Annotated in this window: 15 protein-coding genes; 7 read left to right on the forward strand and 8 right to left on the reverse strand. The window is 37.6% G+C overall.

The genetic code is table 11. From position 1 onward, the window contains the following. The first annotated feature begins 148 nt into the window (after positions 1-148). Positions 149-601: a hypothetical protein gene (locus D7322_RS07275; protein WP_121122720.1), complete on the forward strand. Its 453-nt coding sequence runs from the start codon at positions 149-151 to the stop codon at positions 599-601. Positions 602-920: 319 nt separating this feature from the next. Here D7322_RS07275 and D7322_RS07280 read toward each other — a convergent pair whose 3' ends face one another. Continuing rightward, positions 921-1,307: a nuclear transport factor 2 family protein gene (locus D7322_RS07280; RefSeq protein WP_121122722.1), complete on the reverse strand. Its 387-nt coding sequence runs from the start codon at positions 1,305-1,307 to the stop codon at positions 921-923. Between the two features lie 468 nt (positions 1,308-1,775). Continuing rightward, positions 1,776-2,219 (reverse strand): nuclear transport factor 2 family protein, encoded by a 444-nt coding sequence (locus D7322_RS07285; protein WP_121122724.1) that lies wholly within the window; start codon positions 2,217-2,219, stop codon positions 1,776-1,778. Between the two features lie 192 nt (positions 2,220-2,411). On the opposite strand from D7322_RS07285, the gene D7322_RS07290 reads away from it, so the two are divergent. From D7322_RS07290 to D7322_RS07305, 4 genes are read left to right on the forward strand one after another with little or no spacing between them, the layout of a single operon-like run. Beyond that, the gene (locus D7322_RS07290) at positions 2,412-4,124 is read left to right on the forward strand and encodes a hypothetical protein (RefSeq protein WP_121122726.1); all 1,713 of its coding nucleotides are present in this window, start codon (positions 2,412-2,414) and stop codon (positions 4,122-4,124) included. A gap of 11 nt (positions 4,125-4,135) precedes the next feature. Beyond that, positions 4,136-5,878, forward strand: a complete 1,743-nt coding sequence (locus D7322_RS07295; protein ID WP_121122728.1) for a hypothetical protein — start codon at positions 4,136-4,138, stop codon at positions 5,876-5,878. 10 nt (positions 5,879-5,888) lie between these two features. Then, complete coding sequence (locus D7322_RS07300) at positions 5,889-7,595, forward strand: IPT/TIG domain-containing protein (protein ID WP_121122730.1); 1,707 nt, start codon at positions 5,889-5,891, stop codon at positions 7,593-7,595. Between the two features lie 9 nt (positions 7,596-7,604). Further along, positions 7,605-9,281, forward strand: coding sequence for a hypothetical protein (locus tag D7322_RS07305; protein ID WP_121122732.1), 1,677 nt, complete (start codon positions 7,605-7,607; stop codon positions 9,279-9,281). A 145-nt stretch (positions 9,282-9,426) separates the two neighbouring features. Here D7322_RS07305 and D7322_RS07310 read toward each other — a convergent pair whose 3' ends face one another. Continuing rightward, the gene (locus D7322_RS07310; protein ID WP_121122734.1) at positions 9,427-9,873 is read right to left on the reverse strand and encodes a nuclear transport factor 2 family protein; all 447 of its coding nucleotides are present in this window, start codon (positions 9,871-9,873) and stop codon (positions 9,427-9,429) included. Positions 9,874-10,109: 236 nt separating this feature from the next. Here D7322_RS07310 and D7322_RS07315 point away from each other — a divergent pair, with 236 nt between their 5' ends. Both D7322_RS07315 and D7322_RS07320 read left to right on the forward strand, forming a co-directional pair. Further along, entirely contained in the window at positions 10,110-11,372 is a 1,263-nt protein-coding gene (locus D7322_RS07315) for a hypothetical protein (protein WP_121122736.1), read from the forward strand. A gap of 51 nt (positions 11,373-11,423) precedes the next feature. Further along, entirely contained in the window at positions 11,424-11,879 is a 456-nt protein-coding gene (locus D7322_RS07320) for a macro domain-containing protein (protein WP_121122738.1), read from the forward strand. Between the two features lie 134 nt (positions 11,880-12,013). Here the strand turns inward: D7322_RS07320 and D7322_RS07325 are convergent, their stop codons facing one another. The 5 genes from D7322_RS07325 to D7322_RS07350 form a co-directional block, all read right to left on the reverse strand. Then, positions 12,014-12,460, reverse strand: a complete 447-nt coding sequence (locus D7322_RS07325; RefSeq protein ID WP_121122740.1) for a nuclear transport factor 2 family protein — start codon at positions 12,458-12,460, stop codon at positions 12,014-12,016. A gap of 389 nt (positions 12,461-12,849) precedes the next feature. Then, positions 12,850-13,923 (reverse strand): S41 family peptidase, encoded by a 1,074-nt coding sequence (locus D7322_RS07335; RefSeq protein WP_121122744.1) that lies wholly within the window; start codon positions 13,921-13,923, stop codon positions 12,850-12,852. A 175-nt stretch (positions 13,924-14,098) separates the two neighbouring features. Further along, positions 14,099-14,545 carry a nuclear transport factor 2 family protein gene (locus D7322_RS07340; RefSeq protein ID WP_121122746.1) on the reverse strand — a complete coding sequence of 149 codons (447 nt, stop codon included), beginning with the start codon at positions 14,543-14,545 and terminating at the stop codon, positions 14,099-14,101. 212 nt (positions 14,546-14,757) lie between these two features. Beyond that, on the reverse strand, positions 14,758-15,150 hold the full coding sequence (locus D7322_RS07345) for a hypothetical protein (protein WP_121122748.1): 393 nt from the start codon (positions 15,148-15,150) through the stop codon (positions 14,758-14,760). A gap of 65 nt (positions 15,151-15,215) precedes the next feature. Then, positions 15,216-15,446 (reverse strand): IS3 family transposase (locus tag D7322_RS07350; protein WP_147430323.1); only part of this gene is annotated, 231 nt, incomplete at its 5' end.

Genomic DNA, 15,446 nt, shown 5'->3' on the forward strand with positions numbered 1-15,446 from the left:
ATATAACTATATATCCTATTTTCAGTTGCACTGTTCGCCTGCCAATCCAATAAATTAGAACAAATTCATTACAACTTTTGATTTGAAAAAGTGAATATATACGACACATCGAAATTTGTTATCTTTGCTTTACTAATTATTAATCTTAATGGAAAGCCCCGAAATACAAATAGAAAAATCTCATAAAAAAATTTTAGAACAAGGGATATTTATTGTCACATTATTAGATGTAATAGGTTCATTGCTCTCGCGATGGCTCAATATTGACTATGGATGGTTCTCAATTCCATCAGTAACTGTATATATTGGTATGTCATATTTAATTGCACGCAAACAGAATCTAAAAACAACGTTGTCATCAGTCACCAAATTAGCGCTCTATGATGCAACTATAGGGTTTATATTATCGCTTTTACTTGAGGCTAACGTTGGCGGATTTGAGAAAGATATTTATAAGCTTGGAATAATTGGGTGGATTTTTGTGATCATTTTAGCAGCAATTATCGCGAATGTTTTAGGCTTAATCGGCTATGTACTGGCATTGCGGAGAAAAAAATTAAAGTCAGATTCATCAGCAATGTATAAAGAATTGGAGGAGTAATAAAACTATTTTAAATCAGCGGCTGTTCTCACTATACCAAATGGCTATTAGCTACCTTTCAAAAGAAAGGACCAACATAAAAATTGGCGTCGTACAGTGAAAATCCAATTGTCTTTAAAACATTGGATAACGAAACAAAAAAGAGGAAACGATAGGAAACATAAAAATTACTGTACAGATAAACGCTAAGAGAAAGGGTCTGATGAGAATCAGGCCCTTTTGACGTAACAAAGCCACGTCTCACGACATGGCCTTAATTAAACATATGACTCACTAGTGGTTTGTCTCCTGCTTCCGGCAAACCACCAGTGATAAGGAACTATTTATACGAATTGATTGATTTGGAGACTTTCCATTTATTGCCTTCGCGCTCTAAGGTAACCAGATCAGCCTTTGTGAAGTTTTCAAATTTCAATGTTACTTTAGCCACCATATAATCGGCAGACTCTTCTATGATATCGGTGCTTACTGCACAGTTCAAACGTTCACCTTTTTGTTTTTTCAGAGATTTAACCACTGCATCACGGCTATGAGATTGTGCATTGGAAGATTGGATCTTTTGGTTGAAATCTTCAGCGAACAATTGCTCTACTCCAGCTGATTCGCCTTCGGTAGTGACCGCAACGTAGTGATCCAGTGCCAATTCTGCTGTAGAAAGGTTAATGTTTGCTTTTGCTGATTTGAAGCCTGGTCCTTCAGCTGCCATAGCGAAAGTGGATCATCTAACCTTCTTCCAAAAGCCATTATTCTAGCGGGTATATTTAGCCATTTAATATCGTATTGTGCCATATTACTCAACTCAAAATCTATTTAAATCGAAATAGTTTAACGAGAATAAAATGGATAATAAAGGCAATAAAAATGCAAACAAAAAGTCGTATTATAAGGCTTAGTACATATGATGGAATTTCAGAAAACTCAATTTTACCTGTAAAAAGATTTACAAGAGTATAAAGGGAAAATAAAAACAAACAATACTTTATAATAATCCATAGCATTTTATTTTTTTTCATCTCAATTATTTATATACACTCTTTTCCGTAGGCATACCTATCAACTCACAATAATACGAAAAAATAAAAGCCACATCTCACGAGGTGGCCTTAAATAAACATATGATTCACTAGCGGTCAGCCTGCGCTAATTGGGCTGACCGCTAACTTTGAAAAAATACTTAATAAGTGTTAACTGAGCTTGATACTTTCCAGTGGTCACCTTCATGTACAAAGGTAACCAGGTCGGTCTTGCTGAAGCCCTCAAATTTCAAAGTCACTTTAGCGACCATATAGTCTGCCGATTCCTCGATGATATCCGTGCTTACTACACAGTTTAGCTTTTCGCCTTTTTGTTTTTTCAAGGATTTAACCACTTCACTACGACTGTTAGACTGTGCATCGGAAGCTTGGATCTTTTGATTAAAATCTTCTGCGAATAACTGCTCCACACCTGCTGACTCTCCTTCTGTTGTTACCGCAACATAATGCTCAAGGGCGAAGTCTGCAGTTGAAAGGTTAACATTTGCTTTTGCTGATTTTGAACCTGGTCCCTCTGCGGCCATAGCGAAAGTGGATACTGCAATTAAAACTGCTGCGGCGAATGTTTTTACTAGCGTTTTCATAATGTCTTTATTTAGATTGTTAGTTTTTAGTTCTTATTTGTTGACTCAAAACTACAACACAATACCCTCCTAGCCTACCAGCTTTAGACTAACGAACAGGAAAACTCGGTGAATGGTGGAAATGGGAAGGTAAGATACTGTAGGTAAAAAAATAATTATATCTTTGACTACTTATTTAGCCAAATAAAAAAAATGAAAAGTACTCCTCCTAGAAAGGTGAATAAATCCCAAGGGAAAACACTTGTTCTCTATTTTTTAATTTTAATGATTTGCTATAGTTGCAAAAAGAGCGAACAACCCACTCCAGTAGAAAATCAGCCCCTAAAATTAGAAACTATAGGCGTTGATGCTGCCAACAGGAAGAGTATCGTGTTTGCGGGCCGTGTATTGTATCTCAATAGTGAAAAAATAAAGGATCATGGGTTCGTATTGAAATCTGGTTTTGGAACCTCTGATGTAGAAAAAAAATATTCATTGGGAACTACCATTCAGATTGGTAAAGTACTGAAGAAAATTGAACCGCCAGCGGAAGTCCTCGAAACTGGTCGGGGAGAATATAGATTTTATATCGAAACGGACAAAAGTACCTATTATGGAGAAACCGTCAAGTTTCAGCTATCAAATGTTTTTATAGACTATCAAACCGGCCTATTGGCTACCGCTGGGGAGACAATCACAGTAAGCGGTGACTTCAAAGATGTAAAAAAGGAAAACTATAAGCTTCGTTGTGATTACAACAGCCCAATAGAAATAGATTATAACATCGACGCCACAAAGAAGAAAATAACATTTACGGTACCAGGTGGGTATCGTCATGGCGTAAATCTCAGTTTCTATCTAAGTCCAATCCAAGGCGTAACAAATTTAAATAGCGATATCGGTCTAGCATCGGTTAGCATATTGGGAACACTCACCCCACCCACGCAATATAATTATAATTACAATGATTACCTGCGCCTGTCGGGAGTTGGGCTCCCCCCAGATCGGGCTTCGTCATTTTATGTCATAATTGGTGATAAGCTGTTCCCTTATTATCAAGAGTTATTACTGAGTGACATGATCTATGATCAGCCCAAAATGGCCTACAGAATCGGGTACTATAATGGACGGGATACCGTTATTTTCGACAAAAAGATTACCCTCAATACCCCAAAATCTACAGATTTGGTTATCCGTCGATCTTTTGTTCATCCAGGGCGATCGATTCCTGTCACAGGTATTATTCCGTATAACTATAGTTTTATGCCTACGATGAGTGTGGGCGGTAAAACTGCCAGTTACTATCCAACGTGGAACGGCGATGATAAAATAACGATCAGTGATCTTCCGGATGGAAACTATCCATTTATTATGGAGGGACCTTTCGCCAGATTTGAAAGTAAAGAAAAAATTGTCGTAAAGTCCCTAAAAATAACCGGAGCAAGCTCATCAAAAGGATATTATGGTGCACAGATAAAAATTCCGGGTAATTTCATTGCGGGAGATCACTACTATGCCAGATTAGGGGACCAGGGAGATGAGAGCTTGCAGGTTTCCAATGGTAGCGCTACGCTCGATATCCCCAACATTAAACCTGGAAAAGTAAAAATTACGGTGATGTACAATGACGATCATGGCAAACAGCATGTATTCCCCACCGAACATCAAGTTGAAGTCCTCGCTCCTATCTTTGATGATTTATATCCAAAATCGGCTAAGCCTGGTGATGTTATCACATTAAAGGGAAAAGGGCTAGGCTACTGCGCGATTTTTATGGGTGGTGTCCGCTTGATCTCAGTGGGTGGAACAATAGACCAACCGCAAGTATTTATACCCAGGGATGTCTTCTTCAAAGGAAAGGTGCGCATCAGTGCACAATACAAAACGGATTGGATTGAATGCAAAGAGGCATTTGAATTATTATAACCAAAAAATTTATGAAAATGTACGCTAAAGCGGGGACAATAAAATTTGTGCAGTTAATAGCAATATTATGCTGCATCTTGACGGCCTGCAAGAAAGAAAATAAGACGGAGCCTCCCACGAACACCCAAATAAGTGCAGTCACCGGAAGCTTTGAAAAAATGACGGAATCGTCTATCGTCCTGCATGGAACGGTGGCTGAAATGGCTATGCTTCCCAATATTATAGAATATGGTTTTATATTGAGTATCAAAGAGAACAGCGGATATGCCAGGCCTGAGTTGGAAATTCCGGTAGGTAAGAAAATGGCAGATAAAGATGTTGTTTTCATCTATAAACCTGAAGAAAATTTTGACATGAATATAGTCTATTCCTACGCTTTTTATGTCAAGACTAAAAATGGCTTCTTCAAAGGCTCATTGAATTCATTTCAGATGGACGGTATGCAGGTAGAATCACCCTCGGAGATCTTGGGAATGCCAGGTGAAGTAGTGCATCTCAAAGGTCGTTTTTCAATGCTGGATGGTAGCTACAAATTGTATGGTAGATTAGATAAAACCCAACAAATTGATTATCAAATTGCACCAGACGGTAAGAGCCTAACCTTTAAGATCCCGGATGTTGAAGGCTCTCAACATGGTAAAAAGCTGAGAATAGACTTACAGAAAAATTCAGCAAATGGTTCTTTCAACAGACAATTGGTTCAAATCAGTTTACTAGGTAAACTCGTTCCGCCTACCATACTGACCTATGGTTTTACTGACCTGATACGATTCTATGGTTCCTGTTTACCATACTCTGGGGATAATGACAAGTCTTTTCAGATAATCATAGGAAACATTACTATTCCTTATACACGGGAAATTGCTATCAAAGACCTGAAAGGGCTAGTGGGAAAAAGCTTTAAAATTGGCTATAAAAATGGCAGAGACAACGTATTATTTTCGGCTGATTATATCATCCGGTCCCCCAATGCTGCAGATATATATTTTGTCAATGCAGTAGCGCACCCCAATACGCACGCTATTGTCAATGGTTTTTCATTCTATTCATTCTTTGATATGTACCAAACAAAATATTTTTTTGGCAAATATCAGGTTAATGAGATGGAGGTAAATGGGGATTATCCAACGGAAACCATTTCGATACCGATCAAGAATATTCCGGAAGGGCAATATAAATTACGTCTGGACAACGGATTTTTTAATATCGAAAGTACAAAGACGATACAGATCAAAAAGTTTGACTGGACGTCTATTGATAAAAGCGAGGGCTATGTGGGCGACTACCTAACGCTCACTGGAAATTTCATCAAAGGATTTGAGTACACGATTTATGGGGATGATTTCTTTAAAATGCCGGTGGTATGTAGCGGGGACGGTAAATTAACATTCCAGGTCCAGACATTCTTTCAAGAAAGTGAGTCACTCCATATTGTGTACAACGAATTTACGGAAACCGGATGGCGCCTGTATATGCATCCGAAAGCATTGCCATTTAAAAGCTTAGGTATGACTTTCGACAGTTTATCGCCAAAAACCGGGCTACCAGGAACGGTTGTACAGCTCAAAGGAAAGGGAATCGGCCTGGCGCATATGATCCGGGTTGGCGATACGCAAGTATACCCGCTCATAAAAAATGTAGACGAGGTCACGATTACCATTCCTGCTTTTCAGACAAAAGGAAAAGTGCGGATTTCAGCCGCGGCCTGGGGAAATACAATTCTGTTATCACCAGACTATTTCGAAGTTCAATAGAAAAGTTATTATGAAAAGAACCATTCGACACATACAAATTGGCGTTTCCATCATTGCAGCGCTATCGGCCTGTAAGAAAACAGAGGAAGTCGTCGTTATTAACACGCCAATGACGGTAGTTGCTATGGCACCTTCGGAAGTGAAAGATTCCCAAGTCACCATGCATGGCGAAATAGAATCTACAAATAAGGAAGAAATTTTAGACGTAGGCTTCATTTTATCCGAGACTAAATATGGTGGAAGTACTATCTTACAGGAGATCTCCGCTGGCAAACAAAAATTGGTCAACGGCAAGTCAGTGGACTTTACTTTGACCCTAAAAGAACCTTTTGATCTGGATTTAATCTATCAATATGTATTCTATGTCAAGACGGCCAAAGGTTTTTACAAAAGTCAACCTGTCCATTTCAACGTGGACAATATTAAAGTCACAGACAACAAGCTTGTATTGGCCTATCTTGGTGAGACGTTATTGTTGAAAGGAAATTTTAAGCAATTTAAGGAAAATTATTACTTAACTGTCGGCAGAAATGATGACCAAAGATTAGCTTTTACGCTAAAAGATAACAAAACAACTTTAGCCGTAACCCTGCCAAAAACCGGATATTACCATGGAAACAAATTGGCGATTACGCTTCAAAAACCGCTTAACGGAGTTGAAAATGTAAGTTCAAAACAGCTAATCGAAACACAAATAGTCGCTAAAATCAGCGAGCCGAGTAAATACAGTTTTGCTTTTAATGAGGTTATCCAGATCAATGGTATTGGATTGCCTCAAGATTATGCGCAGAACCTGTTCCTTCTGGTCAATGATCAACGCATTCCCTTTGTAAATCAACTACTATTCAAACAAATAGCAAACCTCAAAACAGGGACTTTCCGACTAGGATATGCCAATGGCCGCGATAGCATTTATTTTGATAAAGAAATCCTACTCGAACAACCTTCAGCAGATAATATTACATTAGCAATGACACCAACCCATCCAGGCTACATGATCAAGGCTGAAGGAATTGATTTTTATAAATATTTTGGTGATGAATTCTCCAAAATACTTGTGGGCAATTCGGCGGCAACAGGATATATCGGCAATGGCGGCAACAGCACCTATTTGACTATTCCGGATAATCTCCAAGACGGAAAATATCCTATTACACTGACAAGCGGATTATCCACTGTCACCAGCAAAAAGAAAGTTGAAGTGAAGAAATTACATTGGGATGCTATCAATCAAAATATATTTTTTTCGGGAGATACGGCCCAACTAACAGGAAACTTTTACAATACAGTAGGTTACAACCTAGAATTTTCCGGCGGAAATGCTGTATATAACAGTGAATTGAAAAATAATCTCGTGAGCTTCAAAATACCGCAGCTAAGACCAGGCCAGTATAAAATCAAGACCTATTACCATGGATACTATGATAGCAAAAAGTATTATGCCCCCGAAGAGAAAACCATCGAAATAAAAATGCCTATTATTTCGGATTTCAGCCCACATACAATCACAAGCGAATACGCAATCATTTTGGAAGGTAAAGGCTTGTCCAATGAGTTTAAATTTTACATTGGGGGGCAAGAGGTATATGCATATACTTTAAATGAAAATGAACGAATAATCAACATTCCTCAAGGAATAAAGCCGGGTAAGTATAAGGTATGGATGGATACTACCTATGGAAAAATTGAAGCAAAAACATTGTTAGAAATCCGATAATCAAAGACCATGAAGCAGCACATTATCAAATTCACTTACATAATTCTTTTATTTTTCGTTTTTGGTTCATGCAAAAAGGATGAACAGGTAATTGATAAAACACCAATAACAGTAGGTACTTTAGAGGCTGGGGATCTCAAAAACAATCATGCCATTTTATATGGTGAAATCCATTATCTAAACGATGAACAGATACTTGACTATGGCTTTAAGATTGCATTAAGGGAAGAAACAACCTTCAGAACGATCTCTTTAGGAAAACAAGCAAAAGTGGGTATAGTAAGTTATGACCTCCAATCGACTTTCAAACTTGGTGAAATTTATCAATATATTTTTTATGTAAAGACTGATCAAAATACATATGAAGGAAGACCTGTATTTTTTACGGTAAATGATATTTGGGTAGACAACTCCAAAATACAATATGCTAGTCCCGGTGATATCATCACGATCAAGGGCCGATTTAAACAGGTAGATGATTTGTTTAAACTCTCTGTCGGAAATTACTACGGCGAGAATAGTGAAATCCCTTTTACACTGGACAAAGACAAAGAATCGCTAACTTTTACGATGCCAAATAAAAATTTATACCATGGGGCCAACGTTCGTGTGGTGTTATCAAAAAAAATAAATTATCAGGATGTTCGACAATATCTATTGAGTTATAAAATTGCAGCCCGGTTATTACCGCCAGATCCAGGCACACATTATTATACAGACCCAATCAAGCTGAAGGCTATTGGGCTATCTGATCACTTATATCACGACTTCAAAATTATTTTAGGTGACAAAGTACTGCGCTATGAAGATAATTATTATGCCCCTTACCTCCCACTTAATGGACATTCCTATAAATTAGGCTACATCTGGGGGCAGGATACAATTTACCTCAAAGAAACATGGAATCTCGAGGTTCCCGATATGAAAACCGCAGCACTAAAGTATAAAATAGTGCACCCTTTTGGACATACAGCACTTGAAGGACTCGATTTTTTCAAATATCTTGTCAATAGCAAGTATAAATTAGCAATAGGGAAGTATGAGGGAGATCTTGCTATGATTGATTTTGAAAAGGACATTCCGGTACATATTGGGGACATTCCGGAAGGAAAATATCCTATAGCCATCAATAGCAACGTATACGGCGATCTTAAAATCAATGACCAATTGATCGTTCAAAACCTTCGTATTACTGCTGTAGACGCTGGGACGGGTTATTATGAAGACCCGATACGTATAAAAGGGAATTTCCTCCCCAATCAAGAATATGTTATCAAATTGGGTGACTTCGAGGTATATTTTGGCTTTCCTAAGAATGGCGAACTTGTATTCCCATGTCCTTTTACCCTTTTAAAAGGGGATAACAATATAAAAATAGGCTATGCAAAGTATGGTGGCAATTTTTTTGAGGCTGATCGTAAAGTCATCAAGGTAAATGGGTTAAGCATAGATAGCTTCTATCCGACCAAAGGCGCTCCGGGAGATATTGTCAAATTAAAAGTACGGGGTGCAAATACAAATTATTACAGAATCGGGATCGGAGAAATGGAGGTTAGCCCAATATCTGTCAAACTTGGAGAAATGGAATTTATGGTTCCTACGGTCAACAAAAAGGGAAAGACAAAAATAAAAATATTGATTGACAACCAAGTTTTCGAATCAAGCGAATATTTTGAAATTATATAAACCCGCTTAAAAACTACGATGCAGTGTAACCTTAGGAAAAAGGGCCTGATGTAAAAAAGCCACGTCTCACGACATGGCCTTAATTAAACATATGACTCACTAGTGGTTTGTCTCCTGCTTCTGGCAAACCACCAGTGATAAGGAACTATTTATACGAATTGATTGATTTGGAGACTTTCCATTCATTCCCCACACGCTCCAACGTAACTAAGTCAGTCTTGGTAAAATCTTCAAATTTCAAAATTACTTTGGCAATCATATAATCTACTGACTCTTCGATAATGTTTGTAGTTACTGTGCAGTTCAATTTCTCGCCTTTTTGCTTTTTTAAGGCTTTGACCACTGCATCACGGCTATGAGATTGTGCATTGGAAGATTGGATCTTTTGGTTGAAATCTTCAGCGAACAATTGCTCTACTCCAGCTGATTCGCCTTCGGTAGTGACCGCAACGTAGTGATCCAGTGCCAAGTCTGCTGTAGAAAGGTTAATGTTTGCTTTTGCTGATTTGAAGCCTGGTCCTTCAGCTGCCATAGCGAAAGTGGATACTGCGATTAAGGTTGCTGCTGCGAATGTTTTTACTAGTGATTTCATAATGTCTTTATTTTATATTGTTAGTTTTTAGTTCTTATTTGTTGACTCAAAACTACAACACAATAGGCCCCTAGCCTGTGGACTTTAGACTAACGATCAGGAAAACTCGGTGAATGGCGGGAATGGGGAGGTAAAACGAGTTGCATTTCAGAATAATTTTGCCCATATTCATTCTCCGAAAAATCCAAGTGTGAAGTGGATGACTGGACTTCTATACGACATTTTAAATAATAAGCATGTTTAATTTTTTTAAAAAAAATAAGCCCAATATTCAGGAAGAGTGGAATTCTAAGGGCGAGCAATATGCCACTGCAATAAATAAAATGGTGGAATTTGGAGAAAAAAATGGTTGGGAAAACTGGAAAGGAGAAGAACCTCAGGACAATAGAAACCATCTAGCGAATGAAATCCTTAATCTCCTTAGAACTGCAAATCGAGAGCAAAAAACTGACTTATTCCGGGAAAGCTTTCCACCTGCTCACGAACCATTCATACCCTTTTTGGAAAAACAAGGGCAAAGTATAGAAATGCTTCATTTCATTGACAACCAAAAGATTGTTTTCCTGACCGGCACATCATATCAGAAAAGACAGGCCTATATACTGGACAATGATATAATACTGGAACTAGAAGATAATATCACTGCAATTGGCAAATCCAAACGCAATAATATCTTTGCGATAGCGGTACCAGGGAAAATCTCTACTTATAACGGCTGGGAAGGCACATTGATTGCCGAATTCATGCTGAACGAAACCGCTAAATTTGGTATCACCGAGCTTATCCCATTTAACGATGGTAGAAAAATTCTCCTCGTCACTTCTGAAGGAATCTATCTAGTTGACAAAGATGCAGAAAAACTTATCCATCCTCTTAATGAAAGTAATGATGAGGATTGGTCTCCCAATATAGATATGGAAAATGCAACATTGTCTAATGACAACACATTTATTGTTGCAGGTGACCAATGTTATGACCACGCTATTATGGATGCGGAGGGAAATACTTTAGGAAATATTGGCCCGCAGTCTTCTTATCCCCATTTCTGTCTTTTTTCTCATGATGATGGCCAACTGATCACCAATTCGTGCCATTTCTATAATGGTATAACAATCGGTATAGATGCTGATAAACTAAAGGGAGCGAATATTGAACCATACACCGAAAGCGATCAATACAACGTGATCGATGACAACATGCGGGTATATGTTGGCGTAGCAATTGACGACTATTATATTCTCGGGGATGCTTATGGTTATATTAAAGCCTTTGATAAAAACGGAAAAAAACGCTGGCAACACTTTTTAGGTTCGACAATAAGTGGAATCACTGTATCAGATGATGGTCTTACTTTATGGGTAGCCTCTTGTAGTGGTATGATCCATAAACTTTTGTTGGGTAAAGGACACCGCGATAAACACACGATCGGTGACGGAAACCATTACGAGGAATTCAGACTGCTGATCTGGAAAGAGGAATCTCAACCCTTGAAATGGTAAAAAGACAATATCTTAAAAATGACTTATATAACGGAATAAAAACTAAAAAAAATGGTTACCTATCTGGAATTCGGAAATATATTCAATTTATCTGTTGTAAAAAATTATGCCCATGGCTGTAATTGTGCCGGAGCAATGGGGAAAGGAATCGCCTTACAATTCAAGGAAAAATATGGACAAATGTATCTGGAATATAAAAATCTTTGTAAAAGTGGTGGTTTCAACCTAGGTGACGTTTTCGCTTATAACTATGGTGAAGGTACTGTTTTCAATCTTGGCACCCAAAAAAGCTGGAAAACCAAAGCAGAACTCGATGCTATTGAAGAGTCCTTTCAAAAGATGCTTTTATATGCGCACCAAAATAGAATTGACAAAATCGCGCTACCAAAAATAGGTGCTGGTTTGGGTGGTTTAGTTTGGGATGATGTAAAGGTTATCATTAACAGCGTTGCCAAAGATTATGAAGATATTGATCTTATTGTTGTAGAAAATTATAGAGATATTTAAAAAACAATTGACAATTGTTCGCAAGTAGACAAACAGAAAAAGCCACATCTCACGACGTGGCCTTAAATGTAATAAACATATGATTCACTAGTGGTTTGCCTTTCTATGACTGGCAAACCACCAGTGATGAGATACTACTTATACGAATTGATTGATTTGGATACTTTCCACATATTACCTTCACGCACCAAAGTCACGAGGTCGTTCTTGGTGAAATTTTCGAATCTCATAGTCACTTTAGCCACCATATAATCTGCTGACTCTTCAATGATGTCAGTAGTTACTGTGCAATTTAGCTTTTCACCTTTTTGTTTTTTCAGGGATTTAACCACTGCTTCACGGCTATGAGATTGTGCATTGAAAGCTTGGATTTTTTGGCTGAAGTCTTCAGCAAACAATTGTTCTACTCCTGCCGACTCGCCTTCGGTTGTTACCGCAACATAATGGTCAACGGCAAAGTCTGCTGTAGAAAGGTTAACGTTTGCTTTTGCTGCTTTTGAACCTGGTCCTTCAGCGGCCATAGCGAATGTTGATACTGCGATTAAGGCTGCTGCTGCGAATGTTTTTACTAATGCTTTCATAATGTCTTTATTTTACTGTGTTAGTTTTTTATCTGTTCTTATTTGTTGACTCAAAACTACAACACAATACGCCGCTAGCCCATGGGCTTTAGACCAACGATCAGGAAAACTCGGTGAATGGCGGGAATGGGGAGGTTAATGGAACTTACTAATAGATATATAAAATAGCAACAAAAAATACGGCAATGCATACAGCAATTGTATTCACAAAATATCTTTTACCTTCTTTTAGTAATCTTGACCAAGATATATTCATAAGAAGATGATATACCCGTAAAATACGCTTCGATAAATTGCCCACACTAATTTGTTTTGAAAAAAACAAATCAAATAGTTTCTTTTCGTCCATCTGTCTTTTACTTTATCAACTGCAATTTCATTATTCGAAGTTAAATCCCCTTTGCTCTCAAAAACTCAATCGCTTTATTGATAAATACTGATTTTTTTTCCAGCGTAAATCGATAGCGTTCTTTAAAAGTTCTGATGTTTTCCGGATAATCAAAATCAACGATGATATCTGGACTTATACCTTCTCCAACATGATAAGACTTCCCTTTCCGATCATGCAACAACGCTGTCATTAAATTAACGGAATAACCCTTATCCACATAATAAAGTTCATTGCTCGAAGTTAAACCATTCGTCTTTGCCCCGATTAAAGTGACGTTCTTTTGTCCTAAGAAGTGGCTCGCTGCAATTTCGCCCGAACTTGCAGTGATATTAGAGACCAGAACAATAATGGGTATCTGATTATATTTAAGCGGTTGGGCTTGGACGGTATCGAATTTACAATATTTAGCTTCAATGCTATCGTCAATATATAAACCATTTTGGGGAATCTGAAATTTATCTATTAAAACCTCCTTGCCATCTTTATCTAAGGTTCCATCAAAATAAGAAAAAGTTTGAGTCGTATCAATTAAGCTATGAAAGGGAGTAACCATTGGTACAAAAGCGCCCCCATCATTTTCAGTTAAATCAATAATCCAGGCTTTCGGATGCCTTCCATCTAGTTCAAACAACTGTTTTTGTAAAGTATCAATGTAGCGTCTATGCTCCAAAAGTACACCAGGTACATTGATATATGCATATTTATCTTCAATTAGACGATGTTGAAAATTGAGCGGAGACATTCCTTCTTTCTCATACGTCGTACTTGCGATCATTTTAATGAATGCCAAATTATCAGTTGTATCTTTAACACGAGCGACACTGGAATGATGGTCCTTTAATCCGGAAACTATTTCTTTAAACGTTGACAATAATGAATCTGTCTTATTTAAATTCTTAACCTTTCTATTGGTCTCTGTACGTAATCGGTCAAAGTCAATCTTGCTCCGCATAAAAGAATGGGCTTCCAACGTATCGATAAATTGATTTGCTAATTTGATTACCTCAATATTTTGAGCATGGCAAATATTTAAAATGAAAAAACAAGCTATAAAAAAAAAGAGTTTGTTCATAAATTAAAGATTAATAATATATCAAAAATAAAAAAAAGAACGGCAATTCTATTTAACGTTTGCAGAAATAATATACTAAAAAAACCACATCTCACGACGTGGCCTTAAAATAAACATATGATTCACTAGTGATCTGCCTTGTACCGGGCTTGGCAGATCACTAGTTAGTTAGATACTATTTATACGAATTGATTGAATTGGATACTTTCCAGCTGTCCCCTTCATGTACTAAGGTAACCAGGTCAGTCTTGGTGAAGCTCTCAAATTTCAAGGTTACTCTGGCTATCATATAGTCAGCTGATTCTTCAAGAATATCGGTGCTTACTACACAGTTGAGCTTCTCTCCTTTTTGCTTTTTCAATAATTTAACTACGGCACTACGGCTGTGATTTTGTGCCTTGGAAGATTGGATCTTTTGGTTGAAATCTTCGGCGAACAATTGCTCTACTCCTACTGATTCACCCTGTGTCGTTACCGCAACATAGTGCTCCAAGGCAAAGTCTGCTGTAGAAAAGTTAACGTTTGTTTTTGCTGATTTGGAACCTGGTCCTTCAGCGGCCATAGCGAAAGTGGATACTGCGATTAAGGCTGCTGCTGCGAATGTTTTTACTAATGCTTTCATAATGTCTTTATTTTATATTGTTAGTTTTTTATTTCTTATTTGTTGATTCAAAACTACAACACAATAGGTCCCTAGCCTATGGGCTTTAGACCAACGATCAGGAAAACTCGGTGAATGGCGGGAATGGGGAGGTGAAAAGGCGGGACATCCAACTGCTGTCATCTATTCACTTGATAAAATTATAGGATCTGCAAAACTGGAAGCAGGAGATTTCAACATGATTTACTCACGCAATCCAGCAAAAGCATCGTATTCCATAAAGCATTCATCGTTTCGGCATTCATAACCCAAACAGTATTGTTTTCACTAATTTTGACAAACTCATAGGTTGAAGTTTTGCCGAGCGTCATTGCATTTTTTGTTAAAACACTTAGAAATTCACCGATTGGCATATCACCTTTAGTCATTAAAGGCGTCATATAATAAATTTTTTCGGCACCAATAATTGTATAGATCCCATCTTCTCTTTGAATGCCAACGAATGCATTTGCATCGCTTTTATTTAGATGTTTAATGATTTCACTAGTTTCGTCTCTAAACGATTTTCCGGACAGGATATCTAACATATTCCTTTTTATCCTCGCTTTTAGATTAGCCTCTTCCATTTATAGCTTTTTTAGAATAAACATATTCTCTGAGTTGGACTTGCAAATAAAATCGGCAGTGCTAGTTAAGCAGCTTTTTTAATTTTTTGCTCTTTGTTATTAAATTGCTCAATTGTAAGATTTCCCAATGTGGAGTGACGACGTTCTCGATTATACCAGATTTCTATGTATTCGAATAGTTCTGCTTTCATCTGATCCCTGGTAATCAACTTATTACCGTAAATCTGCTCGGATTTTAGCGTTTTGAAGAAGCTTTCTGCTACTGCATTATCCCAGCAATTACCTTTTCTACTCAT

This window comes from Sphingobacterium puteale (assembly GCF_003627955.1).
In the GTDB taxonomy this organism is placed as follows: domain Bacteria; phylum Bacteroidota; class Bacteroidia; order Sphingobacteriales; family Sphingobacteriaceae; genus Sphingobacterium; species Sphingobacterium puteale.